At 64.9% G+C, this 20912-nt stretch carries 23 protein-coding genes; 15 read left to right on the top strand and 8 right to left on the bottom strand.

The annotated features are described in order from the left end of the window. Positions 1-13 precede the first annotated feature (13 nt). Positions 14-634, bottom strand: a complete 621-nt coding sequence (locus VQ044_RS12370; protein WP_327647521.1) for a J domain-containing protein — start codon at positions 632-634, stop codon at positions 14-16. Between the two features lie 146 nt (positions 635-780). On the opposite strand from VQ044_RS12370, the gene VQ044_RS12375 reads away from it, so the two are divergent. After that, positions 781-1083: a BolA family protein gene (locus VQ044_RS12375; RefSeq protein WP_327647522.1), complete on the top strand. Its 303-nt coding sequence runs from the start codon at positions 781-783 to the stop codon at positions 1081-1083. 38 nt (positions 1084-1121) lie between these two features. On the opposite strand, the gene VQ044_RS12380 is transcribed toward VQ044_RS12375, so the two are convergent. Genes VQ044_RS12380 through VQ044_RS12390 form a run of 3 tightly spaced genes read right to left on the bottom strand, consistent with a single transcriptional unit; the run spans position 1122 to position 4335 of the window. After that, positions 1122-2609 (bottom strand): HlyC/CorC family transporter, encoded by a 1488-nt coding sequence (locus VQ044_RS12380; protein WP_327647524.1) that lies wholly within the window; start codon positions 2607-2609, stop codon positions 1122-1124. Beyond that, entirely contained in the window at positions 2606-3757 is a 1152-nt protein-coding gene (gene aroB / locus VQ044_RS12385; RefSeq protein ID WP_327624726.1) for a 3-dehydroquinate synthase, read from the bottom strand. Before aroB ends, VQ044_RS12380 begins: the two co-directional genes overlap by 4 nt. Continuing rightward, positions 3754-4335 carry a shikimate kinase gene (locus VQ044_RS12390; RefSeq protein ID WP_327624725.1) on the bottom strand — a complete coding sequence of 194 codons (582 nt, stop codon included), beginning with the start codon at positions 4333-4335 and terminating at the stop codon, positions 3754-3756. Before VQ044_RS12390 ends, aroB begins: the two co-directional genes overlap by 4 nt. Before the next feature lie 158 nt (positions 4336-4493). Here VQ044_RS12390 and VQ044_RS12395 point away from each other — a divergent pair, with 158 nt between their 5' ends. From VQ044_RS12395 to VQ044_RS12410, 4 genes are all read left to right on the top strand, one after another. After that, the gene (locus VQ044_RS12395) at positions 4494-4679 is read left to right on the top strand and encodes a histidine kinase (protein WP_442872910.1); all 186 of its coding nucleotides are present in this window, start codon (positions 4494-4496) and stop codon (positions 4677-4679) included. Further along, entirely contained in the window at positions 4676-5659 is a 984-nt protein-coding gene (locus VQ044_RS12400) for a site-specific tyrosine recombinase XerD (RefSeq protein WP_327624724.1), read from the top strand. The genes VQ044_RS12395 and VQ044_RS12400 overlap by 4 nt, the downstream gene beginning before the upstream one ends. A gap of 179 nt (positions 5660-5838) precedes the next feature. Further along, a complete protein-coding gene (locus VQ044_RS12405) occupies positions 5839-6792 on the top strand; it encodes an acetyl-CoA carboxylase carboxyltransferase subunit alpha (protein ID WP_327624723.1) in 954 nt (317 codons plus the stop codon). Between the two features lie 287 nt (positions 6793-7079). Beyond that, on the top strand, positions 7080-8078 hold the full coding sequence (locus VQ044_RS12410; protein WP_442872911.1) for a L,D-transpeptidase family protein: 999 nt from the start codon (positions 7080-7082) through the stop codon (positions 8076-8078). 210 nt (positions 8079-8288) lie between these two features. Here the strand turns inward: VQ044_RS12410 and secA are convergent, their stop codons facing one another. After that, on the bottom strand, positions 8289-11015 hold the full coding sequence (gene secA, locus VQ044_RS12415) for a preprotein translocase subunit SecA (protein WP_327647525.1): 2727 nt from the start codon (positions 11013-11015) through the stop codon (positions 8289-8291). A gap of 288 nt (positions 11016-11303) precedes the next feature. On the opposite strand from secA, the gene VQ044_RS12420 reads away from it, so the two are divergent. From VQ044_RS12420 to VQ044_RS12445, 6 genes are all read left to right on the top strand, one after another. Continuing rightward, entirely contained in the window at positions 11304-12191 is an 888-nt protein-coding gene (locus tag VQ044_RS12420) for a peptidylprolyl isomerase (protein WP_327647527.1), read from the top strand. A gap of 179 nt (positions 12192-12370) precedes the next feature. Further along, a complete protein-coding gene (gene argJ, locus VQ044_RS12425) occupies positions 12371-13612 on the top strand; it encodes a bifunctional glutamate N-acetyltransferase/amino-acid acetyltransferase ArgJ (protein ID WP_327647529.1) in 1242 nt (413 codons plus the stop codon). Next, positions 13593-14381, top strand: a complete 789-nt coding sequence (locus VQ044_RS12430) for a GNAT family N-acetyltransferase (RefSeq protein WP_327624719.1) — start codon at positions 13593-13595, stop codon at positions 14379-14381. Before argJ ends, VQ044_RS12430 begins: the two co-directional genes overlap by 20 nt. Continuing rightward, positions 14381-14791 carry a (deoxy)nucleoside triphosphate pyrophosphohydrolase gene (locus VQ044_RS12435; protein WP_442872912.1) on the top strand — a complete coding sequence of 137 codons (411 nt, stop codon included), beginning with the start codon at positions 14381-14383 and terminating at the stop codon, positions 14789-14791. Before VQ044_RS12430 ends, VQ044_RS12435 begins: the two co-directional genes overlap by 1 nt. Positions 14792-14906: 115 nt before the next feature. After that, entirely contained in the window at positions 14907-15218 is a 312-nt protein-coding gene (locus tag VQ044_RS12440) for a hypothetical protein (RefSeq protein WP_327647531.1), read from the top strand. Then, a complete protein-coding gene (locus VQ044_RS12445) occupies positions 15212-15412 on the top strand; it encodes a Flp family type IVb pilin (protein ID WP_327647533.1) in 201 nt (66 codons plus the stop codon). Before VQ044_RS12440 ends, VQ044_RS12445 begins: the two co-directional genes overlap by 7 nt. Positions 15413-15493: 81 nt before the next feature. Here the strand turns inward: VQ044_RS12445 and VQ044_RS12450 are convergent, their stop codons facing one another. Beyond that, entirely contained in the window at positions 15494-16396 is a 903-nt protein-coding gene (locus VQ044_RS12450; protein ID WP_442872914.1) for a methyltransferase domain-containing protein, read from the bottom strand. A gap of 156 nt (positions 16397-16552) precedes the next feature. Here VQ044_RS12450 and VQ044_RS12455 point away from each other — a divergent pair, with 156 nt between their 5' ends. Genes VQ044_RS12455 through VQ044_RS12470 form a run of 4 tightly spaced genes read left to right on the top strand, consistent with a single transcriptional unit; the run spans position 16553 to position 18973 of the window. After that, on the top strand, positions 16553-17302 hold the full coding sequence (locus VQ044_RS12455) for a ComF family protein (protein ID WP_327647536.1): 750 nt from the start codon (positions 16553-16555) through the stop codon (positions 17300-17302). A gap of 40 nt (positions 17303-17342) precedes the next feature. Next, a complete protein-coding gene (gene grxC / locus VQ044_RS12460; RefSeq protein ID WP_327624713.1) occupies positions 17343-17600 on the top strand; it encodes a glutaredoxin 3 in 258 nt (85 codons plus the stop codon). A gap of 30 nt (positions 17601-17630) precedes the next feature. Beyond that, a complete protein-coding gene (locus VQ044_RS12465; protein WP_327624712.1) occupies positions 17631-18515 on the top strand; it encodes a carbon-nitrogen hydrolase family protein in 885 nt (294 codons plus the stop codon). Next, entirely contained in the window at positions 18512-18973 is a 462-nt protein-coding gene (locus VQ044_RS12470; protein ID WP_327647537.1) for a DUF1178 family protein, read from the top strand. Before VQ044_RS12465 ends, VQ044_RS12470 begins: the two co-directional genes overlap by 4 nt. A gap of 19 nt (positions 18974-18992) precedes the next feature. Here the strand turns inward: VQ044_RS12470 and VQ044_RS12475 are convergent, their stop codons facing one another. After that, the gene (locus VQ044_RS12475; RefSeq protein ID WP_327624710.1) at positions 18993-19340 is read right to left on the bottom strand and encodes a hypothetical protein; all 348 of its coding nucleotides are present in this window, start codon (positions 19338-19340) and stop codon (positions 18993-18995) included. Positions 19341-19506: 166 nt separating this feature from the next. Continuing rightward, entirely contained in the window at positions 19507-20256 is a 750-nt protein-coding gene (gene ubiG / locus VQ044_RS12480) for a bifunctional 2-polyprenyl-6-hydroxyphenol methylase/3-demethylubiquinol 3-O-methyltransferase UbiG (protein ID WP_327647538.1), read from the bottom strand. Between the last annotated feature and the right edge of the window lie 656 nt (positions 20257-20912).

Genomic DNA, 20912 nt, shown 5'->3' on the forward strand with positions numbered 1-20912 from the left:
CGCCGTGAATGGCCTAGCAAAATCCGGATTGTTTCAAAAGCTTGTAGGCTTGAATCACTTCACGCAACCGATCTTCGGTGCCGCGGTCGCCGCCATTGGCATCGGGATGCAGCTGCTTGACCAGGTTCTTGTAGCGCGCGCGAATGGCTTCCGCAGACGCCTGCTGGCTCAGATCCAGCGTCTTCAGCGCCTTGGCCTCCAGGGAGCGGACCTTCGTCCGCCGGGCTTGCGGCCGGGGTGGGGCGTCCTCGCCGGTGAAGATGTTGAAGGGGTCCCGCGTCCGCCCGTTCCTGCGCTTGGCGCGGGCGGCCGTCGCCGCCTTTGCCGCGTCGCCGGGCGCGGCTCCGCTGTGGCCCATTTTCCAGGTCGGGCGGTCACCGGTCAGCGAATCCTTGAGGTGGCGCTGGATGTCCTTGTCATCGAGACCGGAAAAATAGTTGTAGGACTTGTTGTACTGCCGGACGTGGTCGACGCAGAAATGCAGATACTGACCCTCGTGGTCGCGACCCATCGGTGCCTTGTAGATGCCGGCCTCGTCGCAGCCTTCCCACGCGCATTCGGGCGCGCGCGGCTTGTCGGCGGCACGTTTGCCTTTGACGCGGATCGCGTCGAAATATTTTGAATCGAGCTTCATTGCGGTGGATTATGGTGCCCTACACCCGAACGAACAAGAATTGACAGAACGGAAAAAGCCGGAAACTCAAGGGGTCCGGCGGTTTCGCGCAAGCTTCACGGGGCCGAAATCGGCCAGAAAATCGGCCTCAGGAGACAAAGACGTCCATGAATATCAAGACCACAATCGAGACGAAACTGGCCGAGGCATTCGCGCCTGAGACGCTGGCCGTCATCGACGAAAGCCATCTCCACGCCGGCCATCATCATGCTGAAAGTGGAGATGACGCCACCTTCGACGGCTCCGGGGGCACGCATTTCCGCGTCAGACTGGTGAGCGAGGCCTTCGTCGGCAAGAGCCGCGTCGAACGCCACCGGGCGGTCAATGCGATTTTGAAGGAGCAATTGGCCTCCGGCGTGCATGCACTGGCGATCGAGGCCTCGGCGCCCGGCGAGGCGACACGGCGCTGATTCGGTCGCGGCGACAAAAGATCGCAGTGATCTGAGGATCAGTCACGTCGATCGTCTGAATCTTCGCTGTCCGATGCCGGTAGATCAGCGCTGTCCTCCAGCCCTTCCGGGCCCGGTGAGCCATCGGCCTCGTCGGCCGATATGACGGCTTCGTTCTCGAACATATCGTAGTCGTCGTCGAAGTCGCCATCGGTCTCCGGCAGCGGCGCCGAGGCGCCGGCCGCGGCTGCGTGACCGCCGAGCTTTTTCGGTGGCACCAGCACGGTCGCCGGGCGGATGCGCAGCTTGGCGATGCGGTTCTTCTCGCGCTTGAGAACGGTGAAGCGCTTGTGGAAGAAGGTGAAGGCCTGCCGCTCTTCCGGGATCGTCTGGGTTTCATGGATGACCAGCCCGGCGATCGTCACCGCCTCCTCGTCCGGCAGGTTCCAGTCCAGCGCCCGGTTGAGGTCGCGGATGGGCACCTGGCCGTCGACGATGACCGAGCCATCGGCCTCGATCTTGACGCCCTGCATGTCGATGTCATGCTCGTCGGCGATGTTGCCGACGATCTCTTCCAGAATATCTTCGAGCGTGATCAGTCCTTCGACCTCACCATATTCGTCGACGACGATGGCGAAGTGGGACTTGCGGCGCAAAAAGGCGTTGAGCTGATCCTGCAGCGTCGTCGTCTCGGGCACAAACCAGGGGGCGGTGCAGATCTTGAGGATGTCCACCTTGGCGGGGTCGTTTTCGACGTCATGCAGGGCGCGCAGTAGATCCTTGGCGTGAATTACCCCAACGATATTGTCGTAGTGGCCACGCCACACGGGCAAGCGGGTGTAAGGGCTTTCGAGGATCTGCTTGACGATTTCGGCCGGTCCGTCATCGGCGTTCACTTGCCGCATCCCTGTGCGGTGGATCATCACGTCGGAGACTTCGAGCTCGTGCAGGTCGAGCAGTCCGCCCAGCCGGTTGCGGTCGGCGTTGACGAGCGCGCCCTCGCGGTGGAGCACTTCGACGGCGCCGCGCAGTTCCTCGTGGGCGGTCAGCAGCGAGGCGTCGGATTCCAGGCTGACGCCGAACATGGCGAGGACGCGCCGGACGATCCAGTTGACGATGCGGGTCAACGGCCCGAACAGCGCGACCATAACCGAGACCGGCCGGGCGACGGCGAGCGAAAACCCGTCGGGCCGCGCGATCGCGGCCGATTTCGGCAGGACCTCGCCGAAAATGACGACGATGATGGTCATGGCGATGGTCGCATAGACGACGCCGGCCTCCCCGAAGAGCCGGAGAAAGGCCGTCGTGGCCAGCGAGGAGGCGAGGATGTTGACGAGATTGTTGCCGATCAGCAGCGCGCCGATCAGCCGATCCTTCTGCTCGATCAGCCGCTGCACGATCCCGGCTCGCAGGTCGCCGTTCTTCTCGAAACTCATCAGCCGCGCGCGCGACACGGCGGTCAAGGCGGTCTCGGAGCCTGAGAAAAACGCCGATATCGAAACCAGGACCAGAACGATGGCGAGCATAATCCACAAGGTGGTGGTCATCGGGCGTTCTCCCGGTCGAGAAAGGCTTCGACGGCTGCCGGCGCGACAGCGGACTCCACGAACGCCTGGCCGATGCCCCGGGTCAGGATGAAGGTCAGGCGGCCGCGTTTGACCTTCTTGTCCTGGGCAATGCCGGCCATCAGCTGCGCGGTGGTGAGCGGCGTGCCGGGGATCGCGCCGATCCGGGTCGGCAGGCCGGCGGCCTGAAGATGCGCTTCGCAACGCTCGGCGGCCTCGGCCGGGCAGAGACCGAGTTCGGCCGAGAAGCGGTAGGCGAGCGTCATGCCGATCGCGACCCCCTCGCCATGCACGAGCCGGCTCGAATCATAACCGACCGCGGCTTCCAGCGCGTGGCCGAAGGTGTGGCCGAGATTCAGCAGCGCGCGGCTGCCGTCCTCGCGTTCGTCCGCCGCCACCACGGCAGCCTTCGCCTCGCAGCTTTGCCGAATCGCGTCCGCCCGCTCGGGGCCGCCGGCGAAGACCGCTTCGCGGTGGCGATCGAGCCAGTCGAAGAATTCCGGTCGGTCAATCAGCCCGTATTTGATGAGCTCGGCGTATCCGGCCGCGAATTCGCGCGGCGACAGCGTGTCGAGCAAAGCCGTGTCGGCGAGGACGAGGGACGGCTGATGGAACGCCCCGACGAGGTTCTTGCCGTGCGGCGAGTTGATGCCGGTCTTGCCGCCGACGGACGAATCGACCTGGGCGAGGAGCGTGGTCGGCACCTGGACGAAGCGCATGCCGCGCCGCACGATCGCGCTGGCGAAGCCGGCGAGGTCGCCGATCACGCCGCCACCGAGGGCGATGACCGCGTCGTCGCGCTCCAGGCGCTGCGCCAGCACCTCGTCGACGACCCGGGTCAGGTGCGCGAAGGATTTCGTCGTCTCGCCAGCCGGCAGGACGATCGTCGAATGGTCGATGCCGGCGGCGCGCAGCGCGATCGACAGACGCTCCAGATGCAGGCCGGCGACGGTCTCGTCGGTGACCACCGCGGCGCGAATGCCCGGCAGCCGGCGCGCGATCTCCTCGCCGGCCGCGTCGATGAGGCCGGGGCCGATCAGGATGTCGTAGGAGCGCGTTCCCAGATCGACGACGACGCGCCGGTGTGCCGTGGCGTCGTTGTCCGCCTGATAGGCCGCTTCACGTTTCATCGGGTACTCTCCGTCTCGAGGTGTCGGTCCAAGGCTTCGAGAATCTCGGCCGCGATGATGTCGCGCTTCACGTCGCGCGTGCCGATAGTGATGTCGGCCTCGGCGTAGACCGGATAACGAATGTCGATGAGGCGGCGCATGACCTCGCGCGGGTCATCAGTCTGCAGCAGCGGCCGATTGGACCGGCGCGACACCCGCTCCATCAGCGTTTCCAGATCGGCCTTCAGCCAGACCGTGATCGCCGTCCGCTTCAGCATGGCGCGCGTTTCCGCGTGCAGATAGGCGCCGCCGCCGGTCGCGATCACCCGCGGGCCCTCGGCGGCGAGGCGGGCAACAACGCGCGCCTCCAGGGCCCGGAACTCGGGCTCGCCATAGGCCTCGAACAGCTCAGGTATGGTCATGCGCGACGCCGCCTCGATCTCGACGTCGGTGTCGCAAAACGGCAAGGCGAGCAATGCGGCGAGCCGACGGCCGACCGTCGTCTTGCCAGCGCCCATCAGGCCGATGAGCGCGATCGAACGGTTGCCGAGTCGGTCCTGGATCGCCGCTGTTCCGTCCGGGGACAATTCGCTTCTCATGGCGCCTTTCGTTACCGTCCCGTGCTTCGGCGTGTGCCGAAGGACAGGAAATCTTAAAAACCGTCGGTTATGCCGGAACAGAACCGGACGCGTCGCTTGCGTCCCGCGCCATTCTCACTAGAAGCAAATGGCCGCAACGGGATCCGACCCAGCAGTGAGTGCGCCAGACCACGATGCCGACCCTCGTTCGCCTCCTGACGACACTTCTCATCCTCGCCGGCATCATCTACGGCATCATGGCGGCGCTCGTCTACTTCGTCCAACCGACCCGCCACGAGATGACGGTCGAGGTGCCGTTGCCGCAGCTCGATCCGGGGGCGCCGACGGAGAGCCTGCGCCGATGAGCGCGGCCCCCGCTCCGCCCGTTGCCGCCGGCTCGGTCGGCCGGCGCGACGAAGCCGACATCGAAAGCTTCCTCGAGATGATGGCGGTGGAACGGGGCGCTTCCGACAACACCATCGCCGCCTATCGGCGCGATCTCGAGGACGCGGCGGGCTTCGTCGCCGGGCAGGGCGGTTCGCTGACGGGCGCGCAGACGGATGATATTCGCGCCTATATCGCGCGGCTCGGCGCCCGCGGCTTTGCCGAGAGCAGCCGCTCGCGGCGGTTGTCGGCGCTGCGCCAGTTCTACCGCTTTCTCTATGCCGAAGGCCGCCGTGGCGACGATCCCACTGGGCCGATCGAGGGCGCGCGGAAAAAACGACCGCTGCCGAAGATCATGAGCGAGGACGAGGTCGACCGGCTGATCGGCCGGGCCGACGAGGAGGCGCGAGACCCGGAGGCTTCGCCGCGCCGCCGCGCACGGGCGGCACGGATGTGCGCGCTGGTCGAGCTTCTCTATGCCACCGGGCTGAGGGTCTCCGAACTCGTCAGCCTGCCGCTGTCGGTGCTTCGGGCGAAAAACCGGATGATCGTCGTGCGCGGCAAGGGCGACAAGGAGCGGATGGTGCCGATCGGCGAGGCCGCCCGGGAAGCCTTGGCGCGATTTGCCGAGGCGATGCGGGCGGCGGGCATCGCCGACGACGGGCAATGGCTCTTTCCGGCGCTCTCGGAAAGCGGACACCTGACCCGGCAAGCCTTCGCGCGCGACCTCAAAGCGCTCGCGGTTCGTGCCGGCATTCCCGCCGCGCGGATGTCGCCGCACGTCTTGCGCCATGCCTTCGCCAGCCATCTTCTGCAGAACGGCGCCGATCTGCGGGCGGTACAGGAACTTCTCGGTCATGCCGATATTTCAACGACGCAGATCTACACTCATGTTCTGGAAGAACGCTTGATCCGCCTCGTAACCGATCATCATCCGCTGTCGGCGCTGAGCGGCGATTGATGCGGCGCGCGGGATTCCTTGACAAGGTGGCGGCGCGTAGCCAGTTTCCGCCGCGCATGAAGACCTTCAGCCGATGGCGTCGGAGGGTGGCCGAACGGACCGCCGCCGATTTTGCCTCGCGGCTCACCGGCCGCCCTGCCGGTCGCCACATCCAAAGGACGGCCGACGCCGCGTAACCGATGCACAATTATCTCGATTTCGAAAAACCGGTCGCGGATCTGGAAGGCCAGATCATCGAATTGAAGAAGATCGAGGGGGGCAAGGACGCCGTCGACGTCACCGACGAGATCCAGCGGCTCGAAAAGCGTTCGCGCGATGCCTTGGCCGACCTCTACCGCAAGCTGACTCCGTGGCAGAAGACCCAGGTGGCGCGGCATCCCGACCGGCCGCATTGCCTGGACTATATCAACCGACTGATCACCGATTTCGTGCCGCTGGCCGGCGACCGCTTCTACGCCGAGGATTACGCGATCATCAGCGGATTCGGCCGCCTCGACGGCCAGCCGATCGCGGTCATCGGCCAGGAAAAGGGCTCGGACACGCAAGCCCGCCTCAAGCATAATTTCGGCATGGCCCGGCCCGAGGGCTACCGCAAGGCCGTCCGCATCATGGAACTCGCCGAACGCTTCGCCATCCCCGTACTCACCCTCGTCGACACGGCGGGCGCCTATCCCGGTATCGGCGCCGAGGAGCGCGGCCAGGCCGAGGCCATCGCTCGGTCGACGGAGGCCTGCCTCAATCTCAAGGTCCCGATGGTCTCGCTGGTGATCGGTGAGGGCGGCTCCGGCGGGGCCATCGCCATCGCCACGGCCAATCGTGTGCTCATGCTCGAGCACGCGATCTATTCCGTCATTTCGCCGGAGGCCGGCGCATCGATCCTCTGGCGCGACGCGACGCGGGCGCGCGACGTCGCCCAGGCGATGAAGATCACCGCGCAGGATCTGATGGGCTTCGGCGTCATCGACGCCATCGTCGAGGAACCCGTCGGGGGCATTCATCGCTCGCCGGAGGAAGGGATCGACAATGCGGCGGATAACGTGCGGGCCGCCTTTGCCGAATTGGCGAGCCTGGACGGCGAGGCCCTGCGGCGCCAGCGCCGGGAGAAATTCCTGGCGATCGGGCGGAATCTTTGATGTCTGTTGCGGTTTTGCCGCGATCGCCGGTTTCCTTACCCTTCGGCATTTGCCAAATTGCGGCCATGGTCGTGGCTTAATACAATAAGTCTTGACCGATCTATCGAAACGCGCGGTTGACGGTTCTTTTACCCTGATCGCGGTATAATGGATCAAACATGCGATGGGCTCAGCCGGCGTCGCCGGGGTTCGCCATCGCAAGAGATCGAGCGGCTCCTCTGTGGCCGCGATCTGAGTGGGGACGAGGATCGCCGGGCGATCCTCGTATGCGATGGGGAATTGAGGGGATGTTCGTCCGACGCCTCGTGACGGCTGCCGCGCTCGCGCTGGGGCTCTTCACGCTTTCCGCCTGCCAATACAGCGATCTCCTGCCGGCGAACGCGCCGCTGCCAGCCGCGCTCGTTCAGGCGATCAATGCCAACGGGATGGGTGTCAAGTCGCCGATCCTCGTGCGGCTGTTCAAGGAAGAATCCGAGCTCGAAGTCTGGAAGCAGAAGACTGACGGGACCTATGCGCTGCTCAAGACCTACCCGATCTGCGCTTGGTCCGGGAAGCTCGGGCCGAAGTTCCAGGAGGGCGACCGGCAGGCGCCGGAAGGTTTTTACACCGTCACGCCGGCGCAGATGAACCCGAACTCGAACTATTATCTGTCCGTCAATATGGGCTTTCCGAACGCCTATGACCGGGCCAACGGGCGCACCGGCACCTTCCTGATGATCCACGGCTCGTGCAATTCCGCCGGCTGCTACGCCATGGACAACGGGCAGATCACCGAAATCTTCGCGCTGGCCCGCGAATCCTTCCAGGGTGGCCAGCGGGCGTTCCAGATCCAAGCCTATCCGTTCCGCATGACGCCGAAGAACATGGCGCGGCATCGCAATTCCCAGCACTACGAATTCTGGAAAATGCTGAAGAAGGGCTCGGATCATTTCGAGATCACTCGCCGCCAGCCGAATGTCGGCGTCTGCGATCGGCGGTACGTCTTCGATCAAAGCGCCGAGACCGTCGCCGGTCTTTCCCCGACCGGGGCATGTCCGAACTTTGACCTGGCTCCGGAAGTGGCGGCCAAAGTGACCGCCGACGAGACCAAGGAGCAGACGATCGCGGCCTCGATGGCGCCGAGCGAGTTCGCGGAAACCGCCAATTTCAGCTATCGTACGGGCCAGCCGATCAGCGCCGGAGCCTATGCCGAGGAGCAGCATCGCCGCGAGGGCTACGACCGGGAGGGCAACCGCATCGGCCGGTCGTCCTCGGGCGGCTCGATCTTCTCGGGCTTCTCGAAGTAGACGGATTTGCGGATCGGCCCTCGGCCTCTCGCCGCTAGAGCGCCGTGCGTCCATTCGGACGCACAAAGGACGCTCTAACACTTGATTGAGCATCGGAATTATCCAAAATCGGATTCCACTTTTTGGTCCGATGCTCTCAACAAATCGGCCGCCGAAGCTTCGCTCCGGCGGCCGTTTTTGGATTTGGTTCTACGCGTGGTCGGGCCGTTCTCAGACCAGGGCGCCGTGGCAGTGTTTGAACTTCTTGCCCGACCCGCAGGGACACGGCTCGTTGCGGCCGACCTGACCCCAGCTGTCCTTGTTGTCCGGATCGCGGCGAAGGCCGTCGGCCTCGGTCGGGGTGAAGTTCGCGGTGAGCCGCTTGCTGCCGTCTCCGACCTCGTCGACGCCGGTCGATGCGTCGAAGTGATGAGCTTCCATCCGCGGTAGCGGCGGCGCTTCCTGCTCTTCCGGGCGCACGATCTCGACGCTAGCCAACTGCTTCGTCGTCCGCTCGCGCAGATTGCCGAGCATCGCCTCGAACAATTCGAAGGATTCCGACTTGTACTCGTTCAGCGGGTCGCGCTGGGCGTAGCCGCGGAAGCCGACGACCGAACGTAGGTGGTCGAGATTGACCAGATGCTCGCGCCAGAGTGCATCCAGCGTCTGCAGCACGACATTGCGCTGGACGTAGATCATCACCTCGGGGCCAAAACGCTTCGCCTTGTCGAGGGCTGCGGCATCGGCGGCCTCGCGGATGCGCTCGCGGATGTCGTCCTCGGCAATCCCTTCCTCGGCCGCCCATTCGACGATCGGCAGGTCGAGGTTGAGAAGCTCCAGGGTGTCCGCCTTCAATTCCGCGATCGACCACTGCTCGGGATAAGCCCGTTCGGGAATATGACGCGCGACGATTGCCTCGATGGTTTCGTGGCGCATGTCGGAGATCGTTTCGTCGAGCTCCTCGGCGTCCATCAATTCGATGCGCTGCTCGAAGATGACGCGGCGCTGGTCGTTCATCACGTCGTCGTATTTCAACAAGTTCTTGCGAATGTCGAAATTGCGCGCCTCGACCTTCTTCTGCGCCTTCTCCAGCGCCTTGTTGATCCAGGGATGGACGATCGCCTCGTCTTCCTTCAGGCCAAGCTTGGTCAGCATCGAGTCCATTCGCTCGGACCCGAAGATGCGCATCAGATCGTCCTGCAGCGACAAATAGAACTTCGAGCGGCCGGGATCGCCCTGGCGTCCGGAGCGGCCGCGCAGCTGATTGTCGATCCGCCGGCTTTCGTGGCGTTCGGTCGCCAACACGTAAAGACCGCCGGCCGCGATCGCCTCGTCCTTCAGGCGCTTGATGTCCGCCCGGATCGCATCTTCCTTGGTCTTGCGCTCCGGCCCGTCCGGCATGTCCGCGAGTTCCCGCTCGATCCGCATGTCGGCATTGCCGCCAAGCTGGATGTCGGTGCCGCGGCCGGCCATGTTGGTGGCGATGGTCACTGCGCCGGGTACGCCCGCCTGGGCGACGATGTAAGCTTCCTGCTCGTGATAGCGGGCGTTGAGGACCTGGAAATCCTTCAGGCCGTCCTTGCGCAGCCGTTCGGCGAGCAGCTCGGATTTTTCGATCGAGGTCGTGCCGACCAGAGTCGGCTGGCCGCGCGACGCGGCATCCTGGATTTCCCGGCTGATCGCCCGGAACTTCTCCTCGAAGGTCCGGTACACCTCGTCGTCCTCGTCGAGGCGCAGGATCGGCAGGTTGGTGGGGATCTCGATTACGTCGAGGCCGTAGATATCGCCGAACTCGGAGGCTTCCGTCTGGGCCGTGCCGGTCATGCCGGCCAGCTTCTTGTACATCCGGAAATAGTTCTGGAAGGTGATCGAGGCGAGCGTCTGGTTCTCCGGCTGAACGGTGACGCCTTCCTTGGCCTCGAGCGCCTGATGCAGGCCTTCCGAATAGCGTCGGCCCGGCATCATGCGGCCGGTGAACTCGTCGATGATGACGATCTCGTCGTTGCGGACGATGTAGTCCTTGTCGCGCTGGAAGAGCGCGTGGGCCTTCAACGCGTTGTTGACGTGATGGACGATCGCGACGTTCTCGATGTCGTAGAGCGAGTCGCCGACAAGGTGGCCGGCGGCTTCCAGAAGCCGTTCCAGCTTCTCGTTGCCCTCCTCGGTGAAGGTTGCCGTGCGCTGCTTCTCGTCGAGTTCGTAATCGCTCTTGTCGAGCTGCGGGATGAAGGCGTCGATGGTCTTGTAAAGCTCGGAGCGGTCGTCGAGCGGTCCGGAGATGATCAGCGGCGTGCGCGCCTCGTCGATGAGGATCGAATCGACCTCGTCGACGATGGCGAAGTGGTGGCCGCGCTGGACCATCTGGCCGCGCTCGAACTTCATGTTGTCGCGCAGATAGTCGAAGCCGAGTTCGTTGTTGGTGGCGTAGGTCACGTCGCAGGCATAGGCCGCCCGGCGCTGTTCGTCCGACAGGCCGTGCACGATGGTGCCCACGGTGAGTCCGAGGAAGCGGTAGAGCCGGCCCATCCATTCGGCATCGCGGGAAGCCAGGTAGTCGTTGACGGTGACGACGTGGACGCCCTTGCCTTCGAGGGCGTTCAGATAGACCGCGAGGGTCGCGACGAGGGTCTTGCCCTCGCCGGTCTTCATCTCGGCGATCGCGCCTGAGTTCAGCACCATGCCGCCGATCATCTGGACGTCGAAATGGCGCATGCCGAGCGCCCGCTTAGCGCCTTCGCGCACGATCGCGAAGGCCGGCGCCAGAAGGTCGTCGATCGTCTTTCCCTCGGCGATCTCAGCGCGAAACGCCTCGGTCTTGGCTCGAAGCTCGTCGTCGGTGAGGCGGGAAAACTCCTCTTCGAAGGCCGCGATGGGCGGGATCTTCGGCTGGAAGCGTCTGACGACCCTCTCATTTGCCGAACCCAGCAACTTACGGGCGAGCCCGCCAAAATTGACCATGAACCGGTCCTTCCAAGTATGTGAGTCGCCGCTGCCCCGACCGGCCTGCCGGCCGGCTGCCGCTGATTCCGGGCAGTCGCCGGAATGTCGGAAGCCCTCAAACTTCGCGGAAGGCGGCTGGACTTTCAGAACGCGCGAGAGATAAGAGGGGGCCAAACCGATGTCAACGGCGCGCCGCCAAAGGCCGCCACGCCGCGCCGAGAGCTCGCACGAGGCCGCTCTGCAACCCATCTCGCGGCTTGGTATCCGGGCCCATTTCGCACCGAACCGCAAAGGACGGTCTTTGCCATGACTTTCGATCTCAGACTGACGCTCGCAGCAAGTGCTGTTGCTCTCATGACCTTCGCCACGCCGGCTTTCGCCGCCGAATCCGACGTCGTCGCCAAGGTGGGCGACAAGGAGATCACCGAGCGCGACCTCATGGCCGCCGCCGGTGCGATTGGCCAGCAGTTCGCCCAGATGCCGCCGGAGCAACGCAAGCTGGCGTTGCTGTCCGCCCTGATCGACATCAAGGCCCTCGCCCAGGAGGCGGAGAAGGCCAAGCTCCAGGACGAGCCGGATGTCGCCACCGAGATCGCCTTCCAGCGCGAACGCGCGCTTCACAACGCCTATTTCGCCAAGAACGGCGTGGCGGCAGTGACCGACGAGGAGCTCAAGGCGCGCTACGACAAGGAAATCGCCTCGGTCGAAGCCAAGCAAGAGGTCCACGCCCGTCATATTCTGGTGAAGACCAAGGAAGAGGCCGAGGCGGTGATCAAGCAGCTCGACGAGGGCGGGGATTTCGAGGCGGTGGCCAAGGAGAAATCCACCGGCCCGTCCGGCCCCGAAGGCGGCGACCTCGGGTTCTTCGGCGCCGGCCAGATGGTGCCGGCCTTCGAGAAAGCGGCGTTCGCAATGGAGCCGGGTACCTACACCAAGGAACCGGTGGAGACCCAGTTCGGCTGGCATGTGATCAAGGTCGAGGAAAAGCGCGAAGCGCAAAAGCCGAGCTTCGAGCAGATCAAGGATCAGGTGCGCCAGGTGGTCCTGCGCGAAAAATATATGGAACTGGTACGCGATGCCCGCGCCGCGCTTTCGGTCGAATATGTCGACCCGGAGATGAAAAAGCAGGTGGAGGCGATCGAAAAGAGCATGGAGCCCGGCGCCACGCCCGCTACCGAGCCGGCCGCGAAATAGCGGTTGTTGCCCGAGAGCCGTCCGTTCGATTCGCCGGTTTCGATCGCGCCAGGATCGGCGGATGGCCTCGGCTTCGGCGCGTCCGCACCGGTATTGGCGGACGACCGTGATGCGGCTGGTTTATCGCGCCGCCGAATTCCGTTCTTTCCCTTTTGCAACCGACTTGTTCCGGTGACGATATGACGACGACCGTCTCGCCGCTTGCCCCCACCGCCTTCGCGGTCCTGCCTCCGATCGAGGGGCTGCGGATCGCGACGGCCGCCGCCGGCATCAAATATGCCGGACGCACCGACGTCCTCCTGATGACGTTCGATGGACCGGCCGCGGTCGCCGGTGTCTTCACCACATCGAAATGCCCGTCTGCGCCGGTGGATTTTAGCCGTGAAAGCCTTCGCCGCGGCGTTGCCCGGGCGCTGGTCGTCAACTCCGGCAATGCCAACGCCTTCACCGGCAAGAAGGGGCGCGAGGCGACGGAAATGACCGCTGCGGCTGCCGCGGAGGCGGTCGATGCATCGCCGCAGGACATCTTTCTCGCCTCGACCGGGGTCATCGGCGAGCCGCTCGATGCCGGCAAGTTCACCGGCCTCCTCGCCGGACTGGCGGAACAGGCCGTCGGCGACGGCTGGCGCGAGGCCGCCGACGCGATCATGACCACCGACACCTATCCCAAGTTGGCCACGCGGCAGGTGACGATCGATGGGACCGTCGTGACGATCAACGGTATCGCCAAGGGCGCCGGCATGATCGCGCCGGACATGGCGACGATGCTGTCCTTCGTCGCAACCGACGCGGCGATCGCGTCGCCGGCGTTGCAGGCGATGCTGACGGAGGCCGCGGCTCCGAGCTTCAATTCGGTGACGGTCGATAGCGATACCTCGACCTCCGACACGTTGCTTCTTTTCGCGACGGGCGCCGCCGCGCGGCGCGGCTGCCCGGATATCTCCGATGCCGACGACGACCGCGTCGCCGGCTTCCGCGAAGCGCTCGGCGATCTCATGCTCGATCTCGCGCGCCAGGTCGCGCGCGACGGGGAGGGCGCACGCAAGGAGATTCAGGTCACCGTCGAGGGCGCGACCAGCGACGCGGCCGCCAAGCGCATCGCGCTGTCGATCGCCAATTCACCTCTGGTCAAGACGGCCGTAGCCGGCGAGGACGCCAATTGGGGCCGCGTCGTCATGGCGGTCGGCAAGGCCGGCGAAGAGGCCGACCGCGACCGGCTGGCCATCCATTTCGGCGGTGTGCGCGTCGCCGAGGGCGGCGCGCGCGATCCCGACTACTCCGAAGCCGAAGCCTCGGCCGTGATGCGCCGGGCCGAAATCCCGATCCGGGTCGAACTCGGCCTCGGAACCGGACGTTGGACGGTCTATAGCTGCGATCTGACCAAGGACTATGTCGCGATCAATGGCGATTACCGAAGCTGAGACGATGCGCCAGCTCGCCGTCGTTCGGCGGCTCGAGGCGGCCGGTTTCCGGGCGTGGCCGGCGTCTTCGACCGCGTTCGACGGCACCTGGGCGGTGCGCCTGACCGCCTCGTTTCCCGCCAAACGCCTGAATTCCGTCAATCCGCTCGATCCATCCGACAATTCCGACATCGCGCAGCGCGTCGCGCGTGCCCGCGAGTCGTTCACGCAATTCGGCCGCGCGATCATCGTCCGGCAGTCGCCGTTGGCGCCCCCCGAACTCGTCAATTATCTCGACGCTGAGGGATGGGAGCGCTTCGACGAGTCGATCGTCATGACGGCGGACCTGACCCAACTCGATCTCAGCGCCTCGATCGAGCGGATTCCGATCCGCGACACGGCGCGTTATGTCGAGGCCAGCCTTCAAGTCCACGAACGCGCGTCGACCCTGCGTACGGGGCTGACGGATATACTGGAGGCGATCCGACCGCCGACGGGCTTGTTCGTTCGCGAGAACGAGGCAGGAGCGCCGATCGCGGTGGCGCTCGCGATCCACGACAACGATCTCGCCGGCCTTCTCGACGTGGCTGTCCATCGTCGCGAACGCCAGAAGGGAATTGGTCGCGACCTCGTCGCAACGGCGCTGCGCTACACGGTCCACAAGGGCTCCAGGACGGGCTGGGTGCAGGTCGAGGCCGCCAACGCGGCGGGTCTGTCACTTTATCGTTCGCTCGGCTTTTCGGAAGCCTATCGCTACGTCTATCGCGCGCCGCCGGGCGGAACGCGATGATGTCGGCAGAACGTCGCCTGCTCCTCGTCGTCGCCTGCGCGCTGATCGATGCCGACGGGCGCCTGCTCATCGCCGAGCGTCCAGCCGGCAAGCCGCTCGCCGGCTTGTGGGAATTTCCCGGCGGCAAGGTCGAGCCCGGCGAGACGCCGGAGGCGACGCTGATCCGCGAATTGCACGAGGAGCTGGGCATCGTGACGAAGGCGGCCTGTCTGGCGCCACTGACCTTCGCCAGTCATTCCTACGACGACTTCCATCTCCTCATGCCGCTTTACATCTGCCGCCGTTACGAGGGCATCCCGGTTCCGCGCGAGGGGCAGCGGCTGAAATGGGTCCGCGCGACGCAGCTTCGCGACTACCCGATGCCGCCCGCCGACGAGCCGTTGATCCCCCACCTGATCGATCTGCTCTGAGGGCGGGCGGGAAAAATCGTTACACAGCCGTGAAAACGCACTGAGTCGCTTAAGAGCTTTTTCATTGTAAGCGCGCATATTGGTCCACGAAGCTTACCAGCTTTGTGAGGAAACGATGCGCGATTTCGAGGCTGATGACGAACTGGGCGGCGGACGCCGTGCGCCCGACCCCATCACGGAACTTCGAACCGGACTGTTCCGGGCGACGCTGCTGTTCGGATCGATCGCGCTGGCATTGGCCCTCATTGTCGCGCCGGCCGCCAAACGGGGGGCCGACTACGTCGCGTCAACCGCCCAGATCGACACGATGGCAACGGGTTCCATCGGGTCGTCGAACCGGTACACCGTGCGGCGGAGCGTGCTGCAACGGTCAGGCGCGCGGCCCTGCGTGATCTTCTCGGATGGCGGGAGTACCGGCGCGTGCTGAACTGGCCACGGCCGTCTCGTCAGCCCGGACGCGCGCGCAAAGCGGCGAAGAAGCTTCGCTATGACATCAGCGGGGCAACCGCCATTGAATACGTGATGATCGCCGGGCTGATTTCGATTGCGATCGTCGTGGCAGCGACCGGGATCGGCACGTCGGTCGTTTCCATGTTCGACGGTGTTCTGGCGGCGTTCTGACCGTCACGCCGCGCCCACCCCTGGTTATCGATAGTCATACCGAATGCGGCTGGGGCGGGTCGGAAACGACTGGTCTGGCCCTCAGGTCAGATCGTCCGACTTGTCCTTGAGCGCCGCGGCAAGGCTTGTCCGGGCGCTGCCAGGCCGCAGGGGCTTTTGCTGGCTGTCGTGCGGCCGCCAGCCGGACAAGTAGACGATGTCGAACGTGGCGCGGATGCGTCCGTCGGGATCGGCGAAGCGCTCGGCATAGATCTCCGCCGCCCGCAGGAACAATCGCCGCGAGGCCGGACGACGGGACCGCTCGACCAGCATGTTGGCCATGCCCATTGCCCGCAAATCCGCCATCAGATCGAACAGCGTGTCGTAACGCACCGTCAGCCGATCCTGATCGGCGACCGGCAGCGCGAAACCGGCCCGTTGAAGCAGGCCGCCGGCATCGCGCACATCGGTAAACGGCGCGACCCTCGGCGAGACGCCGCCGGTGATCTCGGCTTCGGCCGCGAGAAGGGCGGTCCGAAGCTCGGACAAGGTCTCGCCGCCGAGAAAGCCGCAAAGGAAGAGACCATCCGGCTTGAGCGCCCGCCGGATCTGGACAAGCGCGCCAGGCGTGTCGTTGGTCAGATGCAGCGACAGCGTGGAAATGACGAGATCGACGCTGTCGTCGGCCAGCGGCAGGGCCTCCTCGTCGCCGACGCAGGCGAATTCTTCCCCCTCCAGCAAAGCCGCCAGCCGTTCGATCCGCACGACGCAGTCGGCCTGGCCGCCGGCGCGAAGCCGCGCCGCCATTTTGCCGGTGTGGCCGCCCAGGTCGACGGCGACCGCAAAACGGCGTTCGACCAGCGACAGCCGGTCGCCAAGTTCGTCGGCGATCGCCCGCAGCAAAAAGCCGGCGCCCGTCCGCGGCTCCGCGTCAAGCCAGCGCTGCCGCCGACGGTCGAGCAAAGCCCGATCGAAAACCTGGTGGTCCGAAATGTCCGGCATGATCCCTCAGCGCTCTGTCGAAGGTGACCGCGACAGCGCTTGTAGCTGACGGCGGGTGGCGTATCGTCAAGGGGACGGGGTCCGTCCCTGTCGTCGAGGTGACCCGACCGGTCGACGTAGTCAACCGGGGGCACCCGGGCTGGAGGGCAGGACGAGGCAATGAGCCCATTCAAGCGCGGCACCGGAGCGATTGGCGATGCGATCGGCCGATTGCTGTTTCCACCGGTCTGTCCGGGATGTCAGGCGGCAGTCACAGGAGTGGACACCGTTTGTCCGGCCTGCTGGGCGAAGTTGCGATTCATCGAGCGGCCCTATTGCGAGGTTCTTGGGCTGCCCTTCGCCTACGATCTCGGCGAGGGGTTCCTGTCGGCGGAGGCCATCGCCGATCCGCCGCCCTTCGCCCGGCTGCGGGCCGCGGTGATCTATCAGGACCTGGCCGCCCGCCTCGTCACGGCGCTGAAATACGGCGATCGCACCGATCTGGTGCCGCTGATGGCGGGATGGATGGCGCGTTCGGGCGCAGAGCTTCTCGGCGACGCCGATGTCGTGGTGCCGGTTCCGCTGCATGCCGGCCGGCTGTGGCGCCGCCGGTTCAACCAGTCCGCCGAAATTGCCCGGCTGCTCGCCCGCAACGCCGACATCGCCTTCGCGCCACTGGCGCTGAGGCGGGTGAAGCCGACCCGCAGCCAGGTCGGGCTCGGATCCCGCCAACGGCGGGACAATGTGCGCGGTGCTTTTCGCGTCATCGACACGCGCCGCACCGAGATCGAGGGGCGTCGCGTCCTCCTCGTCGACGACGTCTACACGACTGGCGCAACCGCAGCGAGCGCAACGCGGGCGTTGAAGCGGGCGGGCGCGAGGGATGTCGATGTTCTGACTTTCGCAAGGGTTGCGGCCGGCATGGAGTGAAGCCATATGCTTTCGGGCTCATAACTAGGAATGTGATCCGATGCCGGACGTCACCATCTATACCCGTCAGTTCTGCGGCTTTTGCAGCCACGCCAAGCAGCTTCTCGACCAGAAGGGCGTAGCCTACGAGGAAAAGGACGCCAGTTCCTCACCCCAGCTGCGTCAGGAAATGTACCAGCGCGCAAAGGGGGGCGCGACCTTCCCCCAGATCTTCATCGGCGAAACCCATGTCGGTGGCTGTGACGATCTCTACGCACTCGAGCGCGCCGGCAAACTCGACGCCCTGCTTACGGCGTGACACGATGTCGCTGACCGTTGGAGCCTTGTCATGACCGTTTTTCGCGCCGCCGTCCTGCAGATGCGCTCAGGGCTTGAGCCGCAGGCCAATGCCGAGGCCCTCGAAGGCCTGGTCCGCGAAGCCGTGGCCGAGGGCGCGTCCTATCTGCAGTCACCGGAAATGACCGGCATGGTCCATCGCGACCGCGCCGAGCTGATGAACCGACTTCGCTCCGAGGACGACGACCTCCTGGTCGCCACGGCCGGCCGACTCGCCAAGGAGCATTCGATCTATCTGCATGTCGGCTCAACAGCCATCGCGGCTGGCGATGGCAAGGTGGCCAACCGGGCTTTCCTGTTCGCGCCCGATGGCAGCCGCGTCACCACCTACGACAAGATCCATATGTTCGACGTTGATCTCGACAATGGCGAGAGTTGGCGCGAATCGAGCACCTACCGACCTGGAACGCGCGCGGCACTGGCTGATCTCAGCTTTCCCGATGGCGGTGCGCGGCTCGGCTTCGCGATCTGCTACGACATGCGGTTTGCGCATCTGTTTCGTGAAGAGGCGCTGGCCGGTGCCGAAATCCTGACGGCGCCGGCCGCCTTCACCCGCCAGACCGGCGAAGCCCATTGGCACGTCCTTTTGCGCGCCCGCGCGATCGAGAACGGCGCCTATGTGGTGGCGGCGGCGCAGGGCGGACGGCATGACGACGGACGCGAGACCTTTGGCCATTCGCTGATCGTCGATCCGTGGGGCCGGGTGGTCGCCGAGGTTGCCGGTGCCGAGCCGGGGATCGCGATCGCGACGATCGACACAGCCGAGGTCGCAGCGGCGCGGGCGAAAATTCCCAATTTGCAAAACGCGCGCGCCTTCGTCGTCGGCGATGAGACAGCGCAAATCCGCGTGACCGGCTCGCTCGAGGCGGCAGAGTGATCAGCTTCGCGCTCCGCTGCCGTCCCGCGGCCCATGCGTTCGACGGCTGGTTCAGGTCCGGCGAGGATTTCGAGCGGCAGGCCTCCGCCGGCTTGCTCGAATGTCCGATCTGTGGGGCGTCCGACGTCTCGAAGGCGTTGATGAAGCCCGCGGTTGCCGCCAGCCCAAAGATGAAGGCTCCGGGCGCCGTCGCCGGGGAGCCGTCCCAGCCGGTCGGGGAATTCGCCAACGCCGAGGCGGCGAAAGCGATCGCCAAGCTTCAGGCGATGGCGCGCGAATTACGGGCGAAGTCGGATTATGTCGGGCCGAAATTCGCCGAGGAAGCGCGGCGCATCCACTACGGCGAGAGCGAGCATCGCCAGATCTATGGCGAGGCCTCGGCGCGGGAGGTCGAGGGCTTGAGCGAGGAAGGCATCGCCGCCTTTCCGCTGCCGGGGCTTCCCGAGGACAAGAATTGACGCTGTCGTGCCTGCGCCGTCAGCCGCGCGCCGTGCGGGCGAGGGTCACGCCCTTGCGACGCGACGCGGGGTCGCTGTCGTCGAACAGACCGACTTCCGTCGCCTGGCTATAGAGGAGATCGCCCTTGGTGCCCGCGATCAGTCTGAGATCGCGGAGTTCGCACAGCGCGGCGACCTGAAACGCCAGTGAGCGAAGATGGACGCGATTATAGCAGAAAAAGGCCAATCTTGCCCGCGATGAACCCGGGATTTCCTGGATCAGGGCCTGTTTGGTCCGGCTGTCCGAGCGTAGCAGCAGAGCGAGAATCTCCAGATGGATCGGACAACTCGCCTCATTGGGTATGTTGTCTGTTTGTGCCGCGACCATCTCGCCCTCCAAAGTTCGCTACTCTACACGTGCCGGTTCCCGTCAGATTTCATGTCTGTGGTTGTGCACGCAAAGCGCGCCCGCAACAGAACAATGCAACCGGAAGCTTGCGCGCAGCTTGCTTGTCGCGACGGTCGCTGATTATCCACCGTTTTTCCTCAGAGGCTTAGGCGTCCGGGCGCCGCGCCAGCACCATGTAATTGACGTCGAGATCGCGGGAGCGGCGCCATGCGTCAGCCAGCGGATGGTAGACGACGCCCGCCTCATCGATCATCGAGAGCCCGGCCCGCTCGACCGGTGCCGCGATTTCCTCCGGCCGCACCAGCTTGGCGTATTGATGGGTACCCTTCGGCAGCCAGCCGAGCACATATTCGGCGCCGACGATCGCGAAGCCGAGCGCCTTGAGCGTCCGGTTGATCGTCGCCACGAACAACAGGCCCCCCGGCTTCACCATCTGAGCGCAAGAAGTCAGGAACAGCTCGACGTCGGCGACGTGTTCGACGACTTCGAGGGCCAGAACGACGTCGAAACGCTCGCCTCCCGCCGCGATCGCCTCGGCGGTCGTCGCGCGATAGTCGATGGCGAGGCCGCTCTCGGCGGCGTGGATCTTTGCCACCTCGATATTGGTTTCCGATGCGTCCGCGCCGACGACACTGGCGCCGAGCCTTGCCATCGGCTCGCAGATCAGGCCGCCGCCGCAGCCGATGTCGAGCATCGCGAGACCCTCGAAGGGGCGTCCGCTTCGCACGTCGCAGTCGAAATTCATCGCCAGCTGTTCGCGAATATATTCCAGCCGAACCGGGTTGAACTTGTGCAGCGGCTTGAACTTGCCGGCCGGATTCCACCATTCCTGGGCGAGGCGCGAGAAGCGCTCCACTTCGCCTGGGTCGATCGTCGTCTGCCGCGCCTCGGTCATTGCGTCTGCCCCGTCGATTGATGGCCGCGCCGATCTGTTCGTCGTCGCGTCGCCGGCTTCAGTATTTCAGGGCTCAACTTTCGGCGCTACCGCACGAAGTCAAGCCTTCTTCTCCCTCCTGCAGCCGGTGGCGTCGAGATATCCGGATAGGCGTGTGGGGGAGGAGGGCGAGTGCCAATTTCGAGCAAAGCCTGGGACGGCGCCGTAGAGTCTCCCGTCGACATCTGTTTTGGCGTTGAAGTGTATATGCGGGCGATCCGAGTCATTCTCATTATATTTTAATAAAACTTTAGTGAAACATGATTCGCGCTCGAGTCATTCATTTCAATTTGATTCTATACGTCAAAGGAGGGTGCGCGAAAGATTCATTGCCGCAGGGCGGAACGCAAAAGAATTCTGCCCGTTTGCAGTGATGAACTTGGAGAAATGGCGTGTTGTTGAAGCTTTGATGCCGATCACCAAATGTCAGGGAAGGGCTGTCACAGTCGTTCCGGTAGATCGCCTGGACCATTTCGTCCATGCGGGCCGGCGGCGCGGTGCGTTGTGCGGACTTTCCCCTGTTTCGCGTCTCATCCTGCGGGCATCGATTGCGACTTGCGCGGTCGTTCTGGCCCAGTCAGGAGCCGCGCAACAAGCACGTTTGTCCGCGTCCCAGG

Origin of the sequence: Aurantimonas sp. C2-5-R2 (assembly GCF_036549495.1) — a bacterium.
In the GTDB taxonomy this organism is placed as follows: domain Bacteria; phylum Pseudomonadota; class Alphaproteobacteria; order Rhizobiales; family Rhizobiaceae; genus Aurantimonas; species Aurantimonas coralicida_A.